This window comes from Flintibacter porci, from assembly GCF_041925195.1.
GTDB classification, from domain to species: domain Bacteria; phylum Bacillota; class Clostridia; order Oscillospirales; family Oscillospiraceae; genus Lawsonibacter; species Lawsonibacter porci.
In genome coordinates this window covers 204,322-223,907 of sequence record NZ_JBHEVB010000001.1, presented here as the reverse complement: position 1 = coordinate 223,907, position 19,586 = coordinate 204,322, and the positions used below count along the sequence as shown (strand labels likewise).

The 19,586-nt window shown below is 61.5% G+C and carries 21 protein-coding genes; 10 read left to right on the top strand and 11 right to left on the bottom strand.

The annotated features are described in order from the left end of the window. The first annotated feature begins 6 nt into the window (after positions 1-6). From ACEVJL_RS01035 to ACEVJL_RS01020, 4 genes are read left to right on the top strand one after another with little or no spacing between them, the layout of a single operon-like run. Complete coding sequence (locus ACEVJL_RS01035; protein ID WP_110442181.1) at positions 7-624, top strand: MBL fold metallo-hydrolase; 618 nt, start codon at positions 7-9, stop codon at positions 622-624. After that, positions 621-2,129, top strand: coding sequence for a coproporphyrinogen dehydrogenase HemZ (gene hemZ, locus ACEVJL_RS01030; protein ID WP_374736611.1), 1,509 nt, complete (start codon positions 621-623; stop codon positions 2,127-2,129). Before ACEVJL_RS01035 ends, hemZ begins: the two co-directional genes overlap by 4 nt. Before the next feature lie 16 nt (positions 2,130-2,145). After that, complete coding sequence (locus ACEVJL_RS01025) at positions 2,146-3,081, top strand: uridine kinase family protein (protein WP_374736610.1); 936 nt, start codon at positions 2,146-2,148, stop codon at positions 3,079-3,081. A 38-nt stretch (positions 3,082-3,119) separates the two neighbouring features. Further along, positions 3,120-4,991 (top strand): glycoside hydrolase family 13 protein, encoded by a 1,872-nt coding sequence (locus tag ACEVJL_RS01020; RefSeq protein WP_374736609.1) that lies wholly within the window; start codon positions 3,120-3,122, stop codon positions 4,989-4,991. A 33-nt stretch (positions 4,992-5,024) separates the two neighbouring features. Here the strand turns inward: ACEVJL_RS01020 and ACEVJL_RS01015 are convergent, their stop codons facing one another. After that, on the bottom strand, positions 5,025-5,822 hold the full coding sequence (locus ACEVJL_RS01015) for a YlmH family RNA-binding protein (protein WP_374736608.1): 798 nt from the start codon (positions 5,820-5,822) through the stop codon (positions 5,025-5,027). 1 nt (position 5,823) lies between these two features. Continuing rightward, a complete protein-coding gene (gene lexA, locus ACEVJL_RS01010; protein WP_235397741.1) occupies positions 5,824-6,441 on the bottom strand; it encodes a transcriptional repressor LexA in 618 nt (205 codons plus the stop codon). 235 nt (positions 6,442-6,676) lie between these two features. Between lexA and ACEVJL_RS01005 the strand changes: the two genes are divergently transcribed. The 3 genes from ACEVJL_RS01005 to ACEVJL_RS00995 are packed head-to-tail and all read left to right on the top strand — an operon-like array spanning position 6,677 to position 11,062. Beyond that, complete coding sequence (locus tag ACEVJL_RS01005) at positions 6,677-7,135, top strand: MarR family winged helix-turn-helix transcriptional regulator (RefSeq protein WP_374736607.1); 459 nt, start codon at positions 6,677-6,679, stop codon at positions 7,133-7,135. A gap of 31 nt (positions 7,136-7,166) precedes the next feature. Next, complete coding sequence (locus ACEVJL_RS01000; protein ID WP_374736606.1) at positions 7,167-8,906, top strand: ABC transporter ATP-binding protein; 1,740 nt, start codon at positions 7,167-7,169, stop codon at positions 8,904-8,906. Continuing rightward, positions 8,906-11,062, top strand: a complete 2,157-nt coding sequence (locus ACEVJL_RS00995) for an ABC transporter ATP-binding protein (RefSeq protein ID WP_374736605.1) — start codon at positions 8,906-8,908, stop codon at positions 11,060-11,062. Before ACEVJL_RS01000 ends, ACEVJL_RS00995 begins: the two co-directional genes overlap by 1 nt. Before the next feature lie 287 nt (positions 11,063-11,349). On the opposite strand, the gene ACEVJL_RS00990 is transcribed toward ACEVJL_RS00995, so the two are convergent. Both ACEVJL_RS00990 and ACEVJL_RS00985 read right to left on the bottom strand, forming a co-directional pair. After that, on the bottom strand, positions 11,350-11,910 hold the full coding sequence (locus ACEVJL_RS00990; protein ID WP_374736604.1) for a manganese efflux pump MntP: 561 nt from the start codon (positions 11,908-11,910) through the stop codon (positions 11,350-11,352). Positions 11,911-12,125: 215 nt separating this feature from the next. Beyond that, positions 12,126-12,482, bottom strand: a complete 357-nt coding sequence (locus ACEVJL_RS00985; protein ID WP_374736603.1) for a cyclic-di-AMP receptor — start codon at positions 12,480-12,482, stop codon at positions 12,126-12,128. A gap of 240 nt (positions 12,483-12,722) precedes the next feature. Here ACEVJL_RS00985 and ACEVJL_RS00980 point away from each other — a divergent pair, with 240 nt between their 5' ends. From ACEVJL_RS00980 to ACEVJL_RS00970, 3 genes are all read left to right on the top strand, one after another. After that, complete coding sequence (locus tag ACEVJL_RS00980; RefSeq protein WP_374736602.1) at positions 12,723-13,211, top strand: RNA polymerase sigma factor; 489 nt, start codon at positions 12,723-12,725, stop codon at positions 13,209-13,211. 8 nt (positions 13,212-13,219) lie between these two features. Continuing rightward, on the top strand, positions 13,220-14,071 hold the full coding sequence (locus ACEVJL_RS00975) for a DUF3298 domain-containing protein (RefSeq protein WP_374736601.1): 852 nt from the start codon (positions 13,220-13,222) through the stop codon (positions 14,069-14,071). 123 nt (positions 14,072-14,194) lie between these two features. Further along, a complete protein-coding gene (locus tag ACEVJL_RS00970) occupies positions 14,195-14,629 on the top strand; it encodes a MarR family winged helix-turn-helix transcriptional regulator (protein ID WP_020989801.1) in 435 nt (144 codons plus the stop codon). Positions 14,630-14,668: 39 nt separating this feature from the next. Here ACEVJL_RS00970 and ACEVJL_RS00965 read toward each other — a convergent pair whose 3' ends face one another. The 7 genes from ACEVJL_RS00965 to ACEVJL_RS00935 form a co-directional block, all read right to left on the bottom strand. After that, complete coding sequence (locus ACEVJL_RS00965) at positions 14,669-14,872, bottom strand: hypothetical protein (RefSeq protein ID WP_374736600.1); 204 nt, start codon at positions 14,870-14,872, stop codon at positions 14,669-14,671. Positions 14,873-14,919: 47 nt separating this feature from the next. Continuing rightward, the gene (locus tag ACEVJL_RS00960; protein WP_374736599.1) at positions 14,920-15,639 is read right to left on the bottom strand and encodes a hypothetical protein; all 720 of its coding nucleotides are present in this window, start codon (positions 15,637-15,639) and stop codon (positions 14,920-14,922) included. Between the two features lie 6 nt (positions 15,640-15,645). Then, positions 15,646-16,236, bottom strand: coding sequence for a hypothetical protein (locus ACEVJL_RS00955; protein ID WP_374736598.1), 591 nt, complete (start codon positions 16,234-16,236; stop codon positions 15,646-15,648). Positions 16,237-16,251: 15 nt separating this feature from the next. After that, positions 16,252-17,139 carry an ABC transporter ATP-binding protein gene (locus tag ACEVJL_RS00950; RefSeq protein ID WP_151076432.1) on the bottom strand — a complete coding sequence of 296 codons (888 nt, stop codon included), beginning with the start codon at positions 17,137-17,139 and terminating at the stop codon, positions 16,252-16,254. Then, complete coding sequence (locus tag ACEVJL_RS00945) at positions 17,136-17,516, bottom strand: GntR family transcriptional regulator (RefSeq protein WP_374736597.1); 381 nt, start codon at positions 17,514-17,516, stop codon at positions 17,136-17,138. The genes ACEVJL_RS00950 and ACEVJL_RS00945 overlap by 4 nt, the downstream gene beginning before the upstream one ends. A 391-nt stretch (positions 17,517-17,907) precedes the next feature. Next, entirely contained in the window at positions 17,908-18,369 is a 462-nt protein-coding gene (locus ACEVJL_RS00940; RefSeq protein ID WP_374736596.1) for a methylated-DNA--[protein]-cysteine S-methyltransferase, read from the bottom strand. Further along, complete coding sequence (locus tag ACEVJL_RS00935) at positions 18,369-19,454, bottom strand: DUF3048 domain-containing protein (protein ID WP_374736595.1); 1,086 nt, start codon at positions 19,452-19,454, stop codon at positions 18,369-18,371. Before ACEVJL_RS00935 ends, ACEVJL_RS00940 begins: the two co-directional genes overlap by 1 nt. Positions 19,455-19,586: the final 132 nt, after the last annotated feature.

Sequence of the window (19,586 nt, the reverse complement as noted above, 5' to 3'; positions counted from 1 at the left end):
CGACCCATGAAGGTATCTGTCATGCAGGTGGGCCCCATCGGCACCAACTGCTATTTTCTCCAGGATGAGGAGAGCGGCCTGATGGCCATCATCGATCCCGGCGACGACTGGGAGCGCATCCTCCACCAGGTAAAGAAGGCGGAGGGCGAGGTGAAGTACATCCTCCTCACCCACGGCCACTACGACCACACCACCGCCGTGCCCGACCTGGTGAAGGCTCTGCCCGGCGTGCAGGTCTACATCCACCAGGCGGACGCCAATGGGGCGGGCTCCCAGCTCTTCCCCCTGGCCGCCCAGGTGAAGGACCTCAACAACTACGACGAGGGAGACACCCTCTCCCTGGGTTCTCTCACCATTGAGGTGCTCCATACCCCCGGCCACTCCAAGGGCTCCGTTACCCTGAAGGTAGGGGACGTGCTCTTTACCGGCGACACCCTGTTCTGCGGCTCCTGCGGCCGCACCGACCTGCGGGGGGGCAGCTACGAGGAGATCATGGCCTCCCTCAAGCGGCTGGGCGAGCTGGAGGGGGACTTCCACGTCTGTCCCGGCCACGACCGCACCTCCACCCTGGAGCGGGAGCGGAAGTATAATCCCTTCCTGCTGGAGGCCATGGGCGCGCGATGAAGCTGTATTGGAACCGGGGCGACTACGACTGGCAGCCGGAGCGGTATAAGTACTCGGTGGAGCAGATGATGCTCACCCTCTTCCCCGGAGAGCGGCCCGAGTACCCCGAAGAGCCCGCCGGAGCAGGGGAGGACTGGGCCCGTTTTGCCGTCACACCGGGAGAAAAGTGGGTCACCGTCATTGCCCAGGTGGCGCGGGAAGGGCGGCAGGCCCAGGGACGCGCCCGTTTCCCCAGGGAGAAACTGGACGAGCCCGCCGAAAAGGTGTATCATACTGTCCAGCACGGACTGAAGATGGCGTTTTACCGCGCGGGAGTGACCCTGCTGGGGCAGGAGCCCCCCTGGGGCGCCCTCACCGGGGTGCGCCCGGTGAAACTGCCCACCCGGGCGATGCTGGCGGGCGCCACACCCAGGCAGGCCCAGCGGGAGCTGGAGCGGGACTTCCGGGTCTCTCCGGTACGGGCCTCTCTGGCGGTAGACTGCGCCAAGGCCAGCCTGGCGGTGGACCGGGAGGTGCGGGATGACCAGGTGTCGGTGTACATCGGCGTCCCCTTCTGTCCCACCCGGTGCGCCTACTGTTCCTTTGTCTCCGCCGATGTGGGCCGCACCTTAAAGCTGGTGGAGCCCTATCTGGAGGGCGTTTTGCGGGAGATCGCCGTCACCGGCGAGAGCCTGCGCCGGGCGGGCAAGACCGTCCACTCCCTGTATGTGGGGGGAGGAACCCCCACCACCCTGTCCGCTTCCCAGCTCTCCCAGCTGCTGGAGGCCGTTCACCGAGACCTGCCGGTGGAGCACTGCGTAGAATATACCGTGGAGGCCGGCCGCCCCGACACCATCGACCGGGAGAAGCTGCTGGCTCTCCGGGAGGCGGGCATCGGCCGCATCTCCATCAATCCCCAGACCCTGGAGGATCCGGTGCTCCAGGCCATCGGCCGCCGCCACAGCGCCCAGGATATCCTGGACGCCTACGCCTTGGCCCGGGAGGTGGGCTTTGATTCCATCAACATGGACCTCATCGCCGGGCTGCCCCGGGACAGCTTCGAGGGCTTCTGCCGCTCTCTCAATGGAGTGCTGGCCCTGGAGCCGGAGAACATCACCGTCCATACCCTGGCCCTGAAAAAAGGCTCCCGGCTCATGGAGCAGGGCGGCGCCCTGCCCAGCGGCGAGGAGACCGCCCGCATGCTGGACTACTCCCTGGAGCGTCTGAGCGGCAAGGGCTATCTCCCCTACTACCTGTACCGTCAAAAGTATATGTCCGGCTCCCTGGAGAACGTGGGCTGGTGCCTGAGCGGCCAGGAGAGCGTATACAATATCGTCATGATGGAGGAGCTGCAGACGGTGGTCTCCATCGGAGGAGGCGGCGTCACCAAGCTGGTGGACCGCGCCGCCGGTACCATTGTCCGTCAGCCCAACCCCAAATATCCCCACGACTATCTGGCCGCCCTGGACCGGGTCCTGGCCCAGAAGGAGGAACTGGCGGCCTGTTTCCTTCCTACTCATAACTGAAAGGAGCGTTCCCACCATGGCTTACCAGCTGCAGGAAATCAACCGCCGGATCCAGAGCGATGTGAAGGAATTTTTAGCCGAGTGCGACGAGAATTACAGCCAGCGGGTCTCGCTGGCGGCGGATAAGATCCTGTCCAACATCGAGCGCAGCCCCATTGTGCTGCTCTCCGGCCCTTCCGGCTCGGGCAAGACCACCACCGCCATGAAGATCGCGGAGGAGCTGCAGCGGCGGGGAGTCAACACCCACGCCGTGGCGATGGATAACTACTTTACCACCATCAACCCCCGCACCGCGCCCCGCACCCCCGAGGGGGACATCGACTATGAATCCCCCCAGTGCCTGGACATGGAGCTGCTCTCCCGCCACTTTACCGCCCTGTCCAACGGGGAGGAGATCATGATCCCCAAGTATGAGTTCGTCCGCCAGATGCGCAACGACAGCCGGGGCACGCCCCTGAAGCTGGGCAAAAATGAGATCGCCATCTTCGAGGGCATCCACGCCCTCAACGACCAGATCGCCGGACGCCATCCCCAGGCCACCAAGCTGTACATTTCCGCCCGCTCCAATGTGAACGAGGGATCTGTGCTGCGCTTTAAGGGTACCTGGATGCGCCTGACCCGCCGGGCGGTGCGTGATTACAACTTCCGGGGCACCGATGTGGAGGATACCCTGGACATGTGGGCCAATGTGCGCCGGGGCGAGAAGCTGTATATCTCCCCCTTTAAAAACAAGGCGGACATCATCTTCGACTCCTCTCTGCCCTACGAGGTGTCGGTGATGAAGAATTATGCGCTGCCTCTGCTGCGGGCCGTGCCGGAGGAGAACGACCGCCGCAGTGAGCTGCTGGAGCTCATTGACGCCTTCCGCTACTTCCAGCCCATCGACCCCGAGCTGGTGGCCAAAGACTCCCTGCTGCGGGAGTTTATCGGCGGAGGGAGCTACTCCTACTAAGCATTTTCCCTATCCCAAGTTTGTTTGGAGGTCCAAATATGCCAGACCGTTCCGTATACAATTCCAGAGATCCCCGCTGCAAAACCCCGTACGGCGCCGTTCCCTCGGGCACCAAGGTGCAGCTCACCCTGCGCCCCCTGCGCGCGGAAGGGTTTTCACGGGCGACCATGTCCGCCCGCTTTGAGTTCCGGGACGACGCCACCGTCACCTTGAATATGCCCTGGTCGGGGCTAGACGGAGCCCGGGATCTGTTTACCTGTACCCTGGACACCGGGGACTATGTGGGACTGGTCTGGTACTCCTTTGGTCTGGAGCGGCTGGACGGAAAGGGGCGGAAGATGTTCGGTCCCTACCAGCTCACCGTCTACGACGGGGGAGAGGTGGTGCCCGAGTGGTTTGGCGAGGGGACGACCTACCAGATCTTCCCCGACCGCTTCCGCCGCACCCGGGTGCCCGATCCCCAGGGGATGGTGGGAGGACGGTGGGTCCACACCGCCTGGCAGGAGGAGCCGGAGTTCCGCCCGGACAAAAACGGAGAGATCCGCAACCGGGACTTTTTCGGCGGCGACCTGAAGGGCGTCATGGAGAAGCTGGACTATCTCCGGGGCCTGGGGGTGGAGACCCTGTACTTCTGCCCCATCTTCGAGGCGGCGGAGAACCACCGCTACGGTACTGCCGATTACAGCAGCATTGACCCCATGCTGGGTACCGAGGAGGACTTTACCCAGCTGTGCCAGATGGCCCACCAGCGGGGCATGCGGGTGATGCTGGACGGCGTGTTCAACCACACCGGCTATGTCAGCCGCTACTTTAACGGTGACGGCTTCTATCCCACCCCCGGAGCCTGCCAGAGTGAGGATTCCCCCTACCGCTCCTGGTTTAATTTTATTCACTGGCCGGACCAGTATGAGAGCTGGTGGGGCATCTATTCCCTTCCCGCAGTGAACGAGCACGACCCCTCCTACCGGGAGTTTATCTTCGGCGGGAAAGACAGCGTGGTGCGCCGGTGGCTGCGGGCGGGCGCGGACGGCTGGCGGCTGGACGTGGCCGACGAGCTGCCCGACGACTTTGTCCGGGGCATCCACGAGGCCGCCCGGGCGGAGAAGCCCGACGCGGTGATCATCGGCGAGGTGTGGGAGGACGGCTCCACCAAGGTGGCCTACGGCGTGCGCCGGCGGCACATCATGGGCCGGCACTGCGACGGCCTGATGAACTACCCCTTCCGCAACGCGGTGCTGTCCTATTTAAAGGGCGGCGACGCGGCGGACTTTGTCAACGCCATGGAGACGCTGCGGGAAAACTACCCCCGCTTTGCCTACTACTCCGCCATGAACTCTCTGGGCACCCACGACACGGCCCGCATCCTCACCCTGCTGGGGGCAGAGGAGGGCTGTGAGCACCAGAGCAAGGAGTGGCGCTCCAACTACCGTCTGGGACCTGACCAGCGCCGCCGGGCCAAGGAGCTGCTGAAGCTGGGCGCGGCCCTGATGTTTGCCTTCCCCGGCTCCCCCACCGTGTACTACGGCGACGAGGCGGGCATGGAGGGCTTTGAGGACCCCTTCAACCGCCGCACCTTCCCCTGGGGAAGGGAGGACTCGGAGCTGATGGGCTGGTTCTCCCGCCTGGGCCACATGCGCAAGCAGAGCCCTGCCCTGCGCCAGGGAGATATCCACTACCGGGTGGGCAAGGGGCCGGTGCTGGCCTTCACCCGCACCCAGGGAGAGGAGACCATCCTGGCCGCCTTCAACACCGGTAGCGAGGAGGCCACCCTGCGCCTGCGGGAACACGAGGGCGTGCAGCTGCTGCTGGGCTCCGCCCGGTTCCACATCGGCCCCGAGGGACATCTGCTCACCTTGCAGCCCCGTACCGGCAGCCTGCTGCAGATCGTACCCATGGAGGAAGAAGAATAAAAAAATCCTGCTGTCTTAGACAGCAGGATTTTTTTATATATATCGCTCTAAAATCAGCATGATCCGGCCCTTTTTGGACTGGCCCAGCACTTCTTTGACCACGCACTTGCCCAGTCCCCGGCAGGAGAGCACGTCCCCCTGCTCTACGGTGCGGTCGCTTTTCATACACTCCCGGTGGTTTACCGATACCCGCCCGGCGCTCACCAGCTGAGCAGCCTTGGAACGGGAGGTGGAAAACCCGGAAGCCAGCACCGCGTCCAGCCGCAGGGCGGCCACCGTGTCCCGGATGGTCTTCACCTGGGGCGGCTTGGGGGTGAGCTCCGAGAGGGAAATCTCCCGCAGCTTGGCCTTCCACCGCCCGGCGGACTCCCACTGGCTCAAAAGGATGGGTAGGGCGTCCCGCAGGGCCAGGACCTGGCAGCGGTTTCCCTCCACCAAGATGTCCCCCAACTTCTCCCGGGTGATGCCAAGGCCCATGAGGGAGCCCAGAATGTCCCGGTGGGACAGCTCTGCCCCGTTGGGAAAGGTGGCCTCCAAAGCGGCCAGAGGTCCCTCCGGGTCGGCGATGGCGTCCTCTTCCTCCTGCCAGTCGGGGAGAAAGAGACACACGGTGCGCTCAGCATCGGGGTAGCCGCCGAAAAACACGTGCCGGGGGTGCCCCCAGGCGGAAAGTAAATCGGTCACGGACGCCCGCTCTCCCGGGGAGAGAAAGGGAGTATGGGCGGGGATGCCCCGGTTTTGGGACAGCTCCAGCTTGTCCAGTACCCGGGAGAGAAGTACCCGCTCCTCGCCGCTGCGGGCGCAGCGGTCCAACAGTTCGGTCTTGTTCATCTCAGTAGCGCCGCACCACCGCTACTACCTGGCCCAGGATCTGGGCCTTGGTGCCGTCGATGGGCTGATAGTCGTCGTTGGCCGGCATGAGCCACACCTTGCCGTCCCGGCGGCGCAGGGTTTTCACCGTAGCCTCGTCCTCGAAGAGGGCCACCACGATCTGGCCCGACTGGGCCTCGCTCTGCCGGTGGACCACCACCAGGTCGCCGGGGAGAATGCCCGCCCCCAGCATGGACTCGCCCCGCACCCGCAGGGCAAAGTGCTCACCGGACAGACCCTCGGTATCAAAGGTGAGGTAGTCCTCGATGCACTCCTCGGCCAGGATGGGGGAGCCGGCGGCCACGTTGCCCACCACGGGGATCTGGTTGGCGTGGGGATCGGTCTCCTCCGCCACCGGGCGGGGGGACACGCCGGGCAGGGAGATGGCCCGGGTCTTGCCCTCGGCCTTGACGATGACCCCCGCCTCCTCCAGCCCCTTGAGGTGGAAGTGGACCGTGGAGGGGGACTTGAGGCCCACAGCGGCGCCGATCTCCCGCACCGAGGGGGGATAGCCGTGCTCTGCCGTGAAATCCAAGATATAATCGTAAATTTTTTGCTGTTTCGGGGTCAGCGTTTTCATAGCCAAGCTCCTTCCCGGACACACTGGGCGGCGTGGTTTTATTTTGCAAATATTGTACCATATCCCCCTTTGGAAGTCAAACGGATGTTCCAAATAAATGCAATTTGCGGCATTTGTGAACAAATTTTGAATCTGCCTGCTCCCGCTTTGACATTTTCGTCCTCAGTGCTAAAATGTTCAACATGTTAATGATTAAGCTGTTAACGAAAAACGTCGAAGGAAGGGAGGAAACTGCGTGGCAAACCTTGGCATTGATCTGGGGGTGCTGGAGCATAAACTGCACCAGGCCCACCGCAATGCGGTGCAGGCGGAGCTGAATGCTGCCGGCTTGCAGGAGGTAGGTCACCCGCTGCTGTTGTGCATTTTGCGCAGTGCGGGAGACCGCTGCCCGGACGGACAGGTCCAGGCCCAGCGGGAGCTGTCCACTCTGCTGGATATTTCTCCCGCGTCGGTAGCCACCTCGCTGAAATCCCTGGAGAAAAAGGGATATATCCACCGGGAACCTGAGCCCGGCGACGCCCGGCGCAACCGGGTGAAGCTGACTGACAAGGGCCAGAAAGCGGTGGATGACTGCTTTGCCTGCCTGCAGCGGGTGAACCGGCGGATGTACGCCGGCTTTACCACCCAGGAGCAGACCCAGCTGCACGGCTTTTATCTCCGTGCACTGGAGAACCTGCGTCTGGACCAACCATGACCCCTTGTAGGGAAAGAAAGGAAGATCGGACTTGCTTCAACTGTTTTTGACCCACCTCCAGGGCTACAAGCGGCAGGCCGTCAAGGCCCCCATCCTGATCGTTCTGGAGGTCATCTGCGAGCTGCTGCTCCCCCTGGTGATGTCGGAGATCGTGGACACCGCCATCCCCACCGGCGATGTGGGCTACATCTTTAAAATGGGCCTGGTGATGCTGGCTCTGGCGGGTGTAGCCATGTTCTGCGGTGTATTTGCCTCCAAATATGCCGCCTTTGCCAGCCAGGGGTTCGGTGCAAACCTGCGCCAGTGCCTCTTTGACAAGGTGCAGGAGTTCTCCTTTGCCGACATCGACCGCTTCTCCTCCGCCTCCCTCATCACCCGTATGACCAACGACGTCAACGCCATGACCATGATGCTGGCCATGGGCCTTCGGATGCTGGTGCGTGCCCCGGTGATGCTGGTGGCCGCTTTGTGTATCAGCTTTACCCTCAACGCCAAGCTGGCGCTGGTACTGGTGGTGGTCATCCCTCTGATGCTTATTGCGGTGGGTGGACTGATGTTTATCTGTACCCGCCTGTTTGAGACCATGCAGAAGAAGATCGACAACCTGAACAACACCCTCCAGGAGAACCTGGTGGCCATCCGGGTGGTCAAGATCTTCGTGCGGGCCGACTACGAGCGGAAAAAATTCAAAAAGTCCAACGATGAGCTGATGGACGCCGCCCTGGCCGTTGGCCTGCGCATCATCGCTATCCTGCCCATCATGATGCTGGCCATGAACGGCGCCACCGTAGCGGTGCTGTACTTCGGCGGCCGGATGGTTATGAACGCCACCTTTGATCTGGGCCAGCTGCAGGCCTTCATCAACTACATCGTCCAGATCCTCATGAGCGTGATGATGGTGGCCATGTCCCTGCTGCAGCTCTCCCGTGCCCAGGCCTGTGCCCACCGTATTAACGAGGTTTTGAGCACTGAGCCCTCCGTGGAGGATAAGCCCGAGGCCGAAAAGCAGGTCCTGCCCGCCCCCAAGGGCGAGGTGGAGTTCCGGGATGTGTCCTTCAAGTATGTGGCCACCGGCACCGGCGACGATGTGCTCTCCCACATCAGCTTTGACGTAAAGCCCGGCCAGTTTGTGGCCATCGTGGGCGGCACCGGCACCGGAAAGTCCTCTCTCGTGAACCTCATTCCCCGCTTCTACGACGTCACAGGCGGCGCGGTGCTGCTGGACGGTGTGGACGTGCGGGACTACCCCCTGGAGGAGCTGCGCAGCCGCATCGGCATGGTGCTCCAGACCAACGTGCTGTTCACCGGCACCATTCGGGAGAACCTGAAGTGGGGCAAGGAGGACGCCACCGAGGAGGAGATCATCCAGGCGGCCAAGGACGCCCAGGCCTACGACTTCATCATGGCGCTGCCCGACGGCTTTGACACCATGCTCACCCAGGGCGGCACCAACGTCTCCGGCGGCCAGAAGCAGCGGCTGTGCATCGCCCGGGCCATGCTCCGCAAGCCCGTGGTGCTCATCCTGGACGACTCTACCTCCGCCGTGGACTCCGCCACCGAGGCGGCCATCCGGGAGTCCTTCGCCAAGAACCTGAAGGACACCACCGTCATCATCATTGCCCAGCGGATCTCCTCGGTGCAGTACGCCGACGAGATCCTCATCCTGGAGGATGACCACATCGCCGCCCACGGCACCCATGACGAGCTGCTCAAGAGCAGCCCCATTTATCAGGAAATCTATCAATCTCAGCAGGAAGGGGTGGGTGAATAATGCCGGGACCCAATCATGCCCCCAAAGGGGGATATCAGAAGCCCAAGAACATGGGCAAAACCATTGGCCGTCTGCTGGGTTACCTCACCCGCAGCAAGCTGCCCCTGCTGGCGGTGGTGGGCTGCCTGTTGGTGTCGGTATGCACCAACCTGGGCGGCTCCTATATGATGCGGGGCATCATCAACGATTTTATCTGGTCGGGCTGTACCGACTTTGCCGGACTGGCCCAGTCCATCGCGGTGCTGGTGGGGATTTACCTGCTTGGCGGCTTGGCCACCTATGGCCAGGCCGCAGTCATGGTTCGTCTGGCCCAGCGGGGCGTCAACCGCCTGCGTAAGGACCTGTTTGATAAGCTCCAGGATCTGCCCCTGAGCTACTTTGACCAGCACCCCCACGGCGAGCTCATGAGCCGTTTCACCAACGACGCGGATAACGTACAGCTGGCCCTGGAGCAGAGTGTCGTCTCCCTGTGCTCCAGCTGCCTGATGTTTGTGGGCCTGGTGTGCCTGATGCTTTTCATCAACTGGAAGCTGTTTATCGTTACCGCTTTGCTGCTGGTGCTGACCATCCAGCTCTTTAAGAAGCTGGGCGGCCGCAGCCGCAAGTTCTATCAGCAGCAGCAGGCGGCTCTGGGCGATGTGAACGGCAACATCCAGGAGATGATCGAGGGCCTGAAGGTGGTCAAGGCCTTTACCCGCGAGGAGAAGGCCAAGGAGGAGTTTAAAAAGCTCAACGAGACCTACCGGGACGCGGCCCAGAAGGCCAACTACTACTCCACCATGATCATGCCTGTCTCGGGCAACCTCATGAATATCAGCTACGCCCTCACCGCTGCCTTCGGCGGACTGCTGTCCGTCCTCCAGGGATTTGACCTGGGCGGCCTGGTGGTCTACCTCAACTACTCCAAGCAGGTGGGCCAACCCCTCAACCAGATCTCCCAGCAGATGACCACCCTCCTGTCCGCCCTGGCGGGCGCCGAGCGGATCTTTGAGGTCATGGATACCCAGCCCGAGGTGGATCAGGGCTCTGTCACCCTGGTGGGTGCCGAGAAGGACGCCAACGGCACCCTGCGGGAGTACACCGGCTCCGGCCGGCCCCACACCTGGGCCTGGAAGACCCCCCGCAATGCAGGAATGTCTCTGGTGCCTGTGCTCATCGGCCCGGGGGACACCCCCATTGAACTGGGTCAGGCGGTGCGGGAGCAGAAGGGCCTGCGGCTGCTGGCTCCCCACCAGGATTCCACCGATGGGATCTGGGTGCGGGTGGAGCCTGACGGCACGCTGACCCCCATCACCGACCCTGCGGCCCTGGCCAATCACGGCTGGGCCTGGAAGTATCCCGACCGAGAGGGCAAAAACACCCTGCACATCATCCGCGGCACCGTGCGCAATGTACCCGGGGAGGACTTCTATCTCACCGAGCTCAAGGGCGCGGTCCGCTTCAACCACGTGGACTTCTCCTATGTCCCCGGCAAGCGGATTTTGAAGGACGTGTCGGTGTACGCCAACCCCGGCCAGAAGATCGCCTTTGTAGGCTCCACCGGCGCGGGCAAGACCACCATCACCAACCTCATCAACCGCTTCTACGAGATCGAGGGCGGTCTCATCACCTACGACGGCATCGACGTCAAGTCCATCCGCAAGGACGACCTGCGCCGCTCTCTGGGTGCGGTGCTCCAGGATACCCACCTGTTTACGGGTACTATCATGGATAATATCCGCTATGGCCGCCTGGACGCCACCGACGAGGAGTGCATCGCCGCCGCCAAGAGCGCAAACGCCCACTCCTTCATCCGCCGTCTGCCCGACGGCTACAACACCATGGTCACTGGCGACGGCGCCAACCTGAGCCAGGGCCAGCGGCAACTGCTTGCCATTGCCCGGGCCGCCGTGGCCGATCCCCCGGTGATGATCCTGGACGAGGCCACCTCCTCCATCGATACCCGCACCGAGCGGCATATCGAGCAGGGCATGGACGCCCTGATGGAGGGCCGCACCGTCTTTGTTATCGCCCACCGCCTGTCCACCGTGCGCAACTCCAACTGCATCGTAGTCATCGAGCACGGCGAGATTCAGGAGAAGGGCGACCACCAGCAGCTGCTGGACCAGAAGGGCCGCTACTACCAGCTGTATACCGGCCAGTTCCAGCTGAGTTAAAATTCGAAGAAATGGTGAAACCATTTCTTCGAGAAAGATGCACACCAGGCGGGCCTCGATTCCTTACGGAAAAGTCGGCCCACCTGGTGTGAGAGGAGTTCTTTCCGATGCACATCCCCCAGGGGACCCTCTCTTGCCCTTTCAGGGCAATTCACCTTGTGTCGCCGGAAAGAACAGGATTTCATTTTATTCCGCCGCCCGCGGGCGGCGGAACTCCTTGCAGGAGGGCTTTTAAGAAGCCGACAGAAGAAAGTAAAAAAGACCGCCGAGAGGCGGTCTTTTTTTGCTTACATCAGTCCCAGGTGCTCCACCAGGATTTTGCAGCCCATAAGGATCAGCACCAGTCCTCCGGCCAGTTCGGCCCGGGACTTGCCCCGCTCGCCCACAATGCCGCCCGCCTTCACGCCGATGGCGGAGAGGACAAAGGTGGTCACGCCGATGAGGGTGATGGCCCAGAGAATGTCCACCTGGAGAAAGGCAAAGGTGATGCCCACGGTGAGGGCGTCGATGCTGGTGGCCACTGCCAGGGGCAGCATGGCCTTGGGGGCAAAGGAGGCCCCCACCTCTTCCTCCTCCTGGCTGCGGGACTCCCGCACCATGTTCAGACCAATGAGGCCCAGCAGCAGGAAGGCGATCCAGTGGTCCACGCTGGAGATAAAGCTCTGGAACCGGGACCCCAGCAGCCAGCCCAGGAAGGGCATCAGGGCCTGAAAGCCGCCAAACCAGATTCCGGCGGTGAGGGCGTGGCCCAGACGTACCCGCCCGGCCGACAGACCCTTGCACACCGACACGGCGAAGGCGTCCATGGACAGGCCCACTGCAATGACAAAAAGCTCCCAAATGCTCATAATAACTCCTCCCCGCCGGCAAAAAAACGAGACCTATCCGTTCTCACGGATAAGTCTCGTCATGTAAAACAAAGCCAGAGGTACTGAAACCCCAGTATGTTGACCTTGCTACGCGGGAAACCCGCGCCGACTACTCCCTTATGTGTAGGGGGATGGTACCATGGTTTTGGGGGATTAGTCAAGACAAACTGTGTCGAAGCGGGAAATTCTTCTCCTTAGAATTTTTCCAGCTTCTCCAGATCCATGACAAATACGGTCACACCGCCCAGCTCCACATTGACGGGCACGGAGGGCATGGCGGCGGCATACTGGCTGCCGGTGGGCATGGCCACGTTGGAGTAGATGGTCTGCTTGCGCTTGCCGGCGCACTGCTTCAAAATCTCCAGGGCGCGGTCCAGCTGATCGGCGGGCACGCCCAGCATGATGGTGATGTTCTTTTTCTTCCAGAAACCGCCGGTAGAGCTGAGCATGGTGACAAAGAAGCCATTTTTATTCAGCTGGCTGACGGTAGCGTCGTAATCGTCCTCCTGGACCACGGCCATAATAAGCTTGCTGTGGGTGTTCGTATCCATCACTAGGACCTCGCTCTCGTGAAGATGTAACCGCCCTGAGGTAGATTCACAGGCGGCGGGATGGTATCCTTACACCATATGATACAACATCCGCCGGGAAAAGAAAAGCGGGAATTGCCGCACAGCTGCCCCGGCGAAAAAATGATTCCATTTTGTAACCTTTTTGCCCGCCGGACCATCTTAAAGGATGATCAGCTGATTCATCAAACCAAACCCAAGGAAAGGAGCCCACCCCCGCCTATGGTCACCCAGTTCATTGACAAAGAAATCTTCTGCGCCCATATTCTGGAGCATGAGAGCGCCATGTACCGTGCCGCCCGGTCCATCCTGAACAACCCGGAGGACGTGGAGGACGCGGTGCAGGAGGCCATCTGCGCCGCCTTTGCCCACCGGGGAGACCTGCGGGACCCACAGCGCTTCAAGCCGTGGCTGCTGCGGATCGTAGTCAACACCTGCTATGAGCTCTACCGCAAGCAGAAGAAGGTCATCGACCTGGGCCAGGTGGAGGGCGTGCTGGAGGCCCCCAACGCCGACCCCACCGAGGCCATCTCCCTGTGGCAGGCGGTGCTGGCGCTGCCGGAGTCGCTGCGCACGGCGGTCACCTTGTTTTATTACGAGGACTGCACCGTGGCTCAGATCGCCCAGATCCTGAATATCTCTCAGGGGGCGGTGAAGCTGCGGCTCAACCGGGGGCGGGCGCGTCTGCGGACGATTTTGAACGAGGATTGAGGTACATTATGGATCATTTTGACGAGCAACTGAAACAGCGGGCCCTCCAGGAACCCTTCCAGACACCCCCGTCCTACCGGCGCAGGGTGGAGGAGACCTGTGCCGCCCTGGAGGAGGACTCCCCCGTCCAGCCCCGGTCGCACGGGCGGCGGAGGGGAACGTGGCGGGCGTGGTCGGCCGCGGCGGTGGTGACTCTGCTTGTGGCCCTGCCCAACGTGTCCGGCTCGGCGGCCAAGGCCATGGAGCAGGTGCCGGTACTGGGCAGTCTGGTACGGGTGGTCACTCTGCGCAACTACTTTTATGACGACGGCCACAGCAGCGCCGATGTATCTGTTCCCCAGGTGGACGGAGCGGGCCAGGCCGGGGACGATGTGAATCAGGCGGTGCAGGAGAATATCTATCAGCTGCTGGATGAGTTTTATGCCGACGTGGACCAGATCGCCCAGGGGGGCGGCTACCAGGGGCTGAGTGTGTCCTACAGCGTGGTTACCGACACTGAGCACTGGTTTACCCTGCGGGTAAACGCAGTGCGCACCCAGGGCAGCAGCGATGAGATGCTGCGCTATTACCACATTAATAAGGATACCAATCAGGTGGTCACCCTATCCAGCCTGTTCCCTGAGGGCAGCGACTATGTGACGATGCTGTCCCAGCAGGTAAAGAGCTGGCTGGAGGGTCGGGAGGATGCCTTCTTCTACCAGGAATTTACCTCCATTGACCCCGAGCAGAGCTTTTATTGGGGCGAGGACGGCTCTCTGGTGCTGGTCTTTGACGAGGGCAGCGTGCTGCCCGCCTCCTCTGGGAATCCGGAGGTGACCATCCCCGCCCAGGTGGTGCAGCAGCTGATGGAAGGGACGTAACAAGGGGGAAGATACAGGGCGCAGGGGATGGGATATAGCTGGCGTTAATTTTCCGGCGCCGCCTTGACAAGCGGGGGAGGGACTGTTATAGTCGAATTACCCCGCCAAAGGAGGTTTTGTTCGATGGCCTGGGATTTTTTTGCCCATACCCGCACCCTGGAGCTGCTGTACCATAAAATGCAGGCTCCCGTGCTGGAAGAATATCATCTCACCCAAATCGAGCTGGATGTGCTGCTCTTTCTCTCCCACCACCCTCAGCAGGACACCGCCAAGGATATTGTAGAAATTCGCCGCCTGACGAAATCCCACGTCTCCGCCGCGGTGGAAGGACTGGTTCAGCGGCAGTATCTCCAGCGGCTGCGCCGCCCGGACAATAAAAAGCTCATTCATCTGGTGCTGCTGCCCGACGCCATGCCCGCGGTCCAGGCGGGTCAGGCCCGGCAGAGAGAGTTTTTCCAGACCCTCAAGAAGGGCTTTGAGCCCCAGGAGGTCCAGGTGCTCAACGCCATGCTCAAGCGCATGGGGGACAACGCCAAAGAGGCCTATGCACAACTATAAAAATCCGGCCCGTCTCTCCGTTGAGACGGGCCGGATTTTTTATGATTCCGATTTGTCCGAACTGATGGAACGGGTCTGAGTCCCAAAGTAAAAGGCAATGACCACGGAAAAAATGGTCAAAAAGCTCTGTACGTCCACCTGGCCGGTGGCCGTCATGTGGCCGAACACGCCGGTGAGCATCAGGGTGACCAGGCTTTTCACGTCCAGCAGCTGAGACAGGAGCCTGCGAACAAAGGCGCCCATGGGAATCCCTCCTTCCCGTCCATCCTATGCCGGGAGCGGGGGAGTGGTTATTCCGGCACCGGGGCGCGCAGCAGATACCACACCGCCCATCCAAAGGCCAGCACCAGGGCCGCGCCGCTGCCAATGCCCAGCAGGGTCAGGTCGGGCAGCCGGTCCAGGTAGGAATACAGAATCTGAGGGACAAAGCACACCGACATCCACAGCGCCCACAGCGCCCACATGCCCTTTTTGCCGAAGCGGTGGAGAATAGTGCCGCACAGCACCCCCGCGGCCATGGTGGCCAGAGGGATGACAAACCAGCCCCACAGGGGCATGACGAAGAGCTCCACAAACAGGGCGTTGGGAGAGATATTGTCCAAAGCCACCCATCCATCCCTGCCGTAATAGACGCCGTTGCAGCCGGTGATGGCCTGCCACAGAGAGGGAGCAAGCGACAGCTCCATCCAGGCCAGCAGGGCGGACAGAGCCATACAGAACAGGGCCACTATCGCTGCCATCCCCAAGGACAGAGCCAGGGAGCGGCGGCGGGTGCACCCAAAGCGCACCAGGACGGAGAACTGGAGCATAGAGTAGCTCAGACTGTAAATGAGGATGAGAAAGGCGCTGACAATGGGCAGGATCATGCCGGAGAGCATCAGGGAGGTGCCGTCAAAGAAGAAGGCCAGCACCACCGCTGTGACAATATGGGCCACCAGGAAGAAGCCTGCCAGCACGCCGGCGCACAGGGCAAAGTCATCCCAGGAGCTGCGCAGTAATTTGAAATACATTCCCATTCACCTCACAACATACCGGCGGATGGACCGCCACAGGAGAAGTTCGCCCAGAATCAGAATGGCCAGCAAAACAACCACGGCAATGGGCAGAAACAGGGGGGTAAAGCCCAGGTCAAAGAAACCCATTCCCGCCAAGCCAAGCACCACCACTCCGGCGATAGCCACCAGAATGGCCAGACAGAAAAGGGGATAGAGGGGGCCGTACTGGCCGGAGACCAGCAGCAGGAGGTGGAGGCGTTGATTGGGGACCCAGTTGCCCATTTGAGGGATGAGGGGCATCAGCAGGGTCAGTCCCCAGCCGATGAGAGCGTAGACCACCAGGATCAGCTGCATGCCCTGAAAGTAGGTGCGCCGGGTCCCGCCCATGGCAATGGCCAGGTTCAGGGTGGCGGTGGTCAGAGACACGCTGTACATAAAGAGAAACAGCAAAATGACCAGGGGCATGAAGTAGAAGTAGGTGGCGAAGATGCCCTCTTTCCCCTGGGGAGTTCCGGAAACCACTGCCAGTACTACCACAACAGCCTCAAATGCCGCCATGGCGGATATATTGGGCCAGAGAAAGGGCCAGAAGTATTGCAGACACTTTTTCATGGGAGCATCCCCTCCTTATCCCTCGTCTCCGTGGCCGCACAGAGCTACAAACACATTTTGCAGGTTCATGGGGGCGATATCCACATCGAACTGCGCCGCCTGGGCCAGCTGGGCCGCGCCGCCCCGCACGCCGCAGCTCTTGTGGCGGCCGGTCTCCCGGGTGGTGAGCACCTCCAGGCCCTGGCAGGCCCGGTCCACCTCCTCCTGGTGGCCGGAGATGTAGCGGAACTCATTGACCAGCTCGTCGGTCTCGGCGTTCTCAATGATCTTCCCCTCGTCCAGGATGATGACCCGCTCAAAGACGGAGGCGGCCTCCTCGATGATGTGGGTGGAGACAATAAAGGTGCGGTTTGTCTTGGCGTAGTCCTCCAGGAGAAGCTGGTAGAACCGCTCCCGCATCACCACATCCAGCCCGGCCACCGGTTCGTCCAGAATGGTGATGTCCGCTCCGCTGGCCAGAGCCAGCAGGATGGTGACCATGGACATCTGCCCCTTGGACAGCTGGGAAATTTTCTTCTTGGGGTTGAGCTTGAACTCCTGGAGCAGCCGCTGGGCGTACTCCTGGTCCCAGTTGGGGTAGAAGATGGAGGCGGTATTCAGGTAATACTTGATCTTCAGGTTGTTGGGGCCGGTAAACAGGGTGGGCTGGAGCTCCCGGGAGAAGCAGATGTGGTTGAGCGCGTCCTGGTTTTCCCACACGGACTTGCCGTTGTAGGTCACCTCGCCGCTGTCCATGGTGTTCTGGGCGGTGAGGATGGACAGCAGGGTGGTTTTGCCCGCTCCGTTGCGGCCGATAAGGCCGTAGATCTTGCCCGGCTGGATGTCCAGATCCAGGTCCTGGAGCACCTGGTTGTCGCCATAGGACTTGCACACGCCCTTGGCAGATAAAACGCCAGTATTCATGGTTGTTCTCCTTCCCCGATGGCCTTGCGCACCATCGCCAGCAGCTCCTCCCCGGTGAGACCCAGGGAGCGTCCTTCGTCGATCATGGGCTGGATATAGCCCTGGCAGAATGCCGCTTTTCGTTTTTTCCGCACTTTTTCCACGCCTCCCGGAGATACAAACATGCCGATCCCCCGGCGCTTATACAAAATTCCGTCGGCCACCAGCAGGTTGATGCCCTTGGCAGCGGTGGCGGGATTGATGTTGTAGCAGCGGGAGAGCTCGTTGGTGGAGGGGACCTGCTCCTCCTCCCGGTACACCCCGCGGAGGATGTCGTCCTCCAGCAGTTGGGCAATTTGCAGATAGATCAGGGTCTGGTCGCCCAGCGCGCCCCGCATGAGATCGCCTCCTTCAGATTTCGAAAAAGTGTCAAAGCCACTTTTTCGAGAGAGATTGCACGAAAGATTTGCCTCGATTTCTTATGAAATTGTCGGAAAATCTTTCGCGAGAAGTGTCATTTCCGACGCACATGTCGCCGGAAATGACGGGATTTCATTTTATTCCGCCGCCATCTCCGCGCTAAGAGCCGCCGCTTTGCGGCGGTTGCGCTCCGAAACGCGCCTGCGGGCGCAGTCCGGGCGGCGGAACTCCTTGCAGGAGGGCTTTTCATAAGCACTCCTTGTTCGTTGGTTCATTACTTGTGTAATTAACCATATCACCAACATGGCATCCTGTCAATAGAAAAACCCCGGCAGAAGAAATTTTTTCTCCCGCCGGGCTGTGTGGTATTTAGAAGTGGTGTCCCTCCAGAGTCAGGAGGGCCTTTTTCAGCTCCAGTCCGCCGCCGTAGCCGGTGAGGGAGCCGTCGGCTCCCACCACCCGGTGGCAGGGGATGAAGATGGGGATGGGGTTATTGTGGTTGGCCATGCCCACCGCCCGGAACCCGCGGGGGCAGTCCACCGCCAGGGCGATGTCCCGGTAGGAGCGGATCTCCCCCCAGGGGATGGCCTCCAGAGCCTGCCACACCCGGCGCTGAAAGGGGGTGCCCTGGGGGTTCAAAGGCAGGTCAAAGGTTTTCCGCTGGCCGCCCAGGTATTCCAACAGCTGCCGCTCCCCTTCCAGCAGCAGGGGAGTAGGGTGGGAGGCCAGCCGGGGCGTGGGGTAGGAGGGGAGGTACAGGTGGGTAATAAAGTCTCCCTCGCTGGCCAGAGCCATGAGGCCCAGAGGAGTGGAAAATTGATAAAAGTCCATCAGGCTACCTCCACAGGGGTGGATTTACCCACCAGATTCACGTAGCTTTTGCCCACGCCCAGTTTGAGAGGCTGGCCGTCGGCGGTGTAGTAGGTGAGGGGGCTGGAGTTCTTCTCCTTGGACCAGGTGATTTCCTGCACCGTGCCGTCGCAGAAGAACAGACCCTCGCCGGTGCCGGTGGTGCGGATGGCCTGCCGCCCCGCGTCATCCCCCTCCAGATTGGATACGCTGGTGCGCAGCACCAGTACATTCTTTACCCCTACCTGCTCCCCGGTGTTGCCGTCCACATAGGGCTGTCCGTATTCCGACACCAGGTAGAGGCCGCTGTCGGGGTTGTAAGTAAATACCCCGGTCTTATAAGTAGAGAAGGTGATGGTCACACTCTGAGCGCTGTCCCCCTGGGCCTTCTGGCCCTCCTCTAGGAAGGTCTGGGGGTAGGTGTAGCCGTCCTTGTGCTCCAGGCGCAGCCAGGAGTAGGAGGGGAGCAGCTCCTGGATGGTCTCCCCCGAGGTGAGCACGCTGTGCTCCAGTCCCATGTTTTTCCGCCGCTGCTGGTCCCGCCAGAACAGGGTGCCCTCGTAGGGGCCGTTGACGCAGTCGAAGGCGGCCACACCCCAGTTATCAATGGCGGTGTAGGCTCCGGGACTGCCTCCCGCGTGGAGGAAGATGGCGTCATGGCCCAGGGCCAGGGAGACGTAGTAGTCCCGGGCGGAGCGCACCGAGCCGATGTCTCCCACGCCCTCTACCGACTGAAACACCCCCAGCATCCGGGTGATGCCCCCCTCGGCCAGAGCCTCATAGATGATGTCCGCCTGGGACACCCCCAGCTGGGGCAGAGCCTTTTTCAGGTTGTTGAGCATGATGGCCACCGGCCGGTTTTGGCTGATGTCCTGCTCGCAGCCCTCCCCGGTGAGGGGATTGACATAGGGGAGAACGGGCTCCGGGTCGGGCTCCACTGGAGCCAGCACCGACGTGTCGGGGGGCTCCGAGGAGGAGGCGGGAGGCGCCTGCTTGGGACCGCAGGCGGTCAGGGTGAACACAAGCGCGCCGCTTACCAGAAGGGAGAACATTCGTTTGCTGCACATAGGACATTCCTCCTTTGCGTCCATTATACCTTGCTGTCCTTTGGGGCACAAGCCACATTCTTCCTGTTTTCCCAGGTGCTTTCACAAAATGTTTACCACTCTTTCAGGAAAGTTTCAGGTCTATGGGGTAAC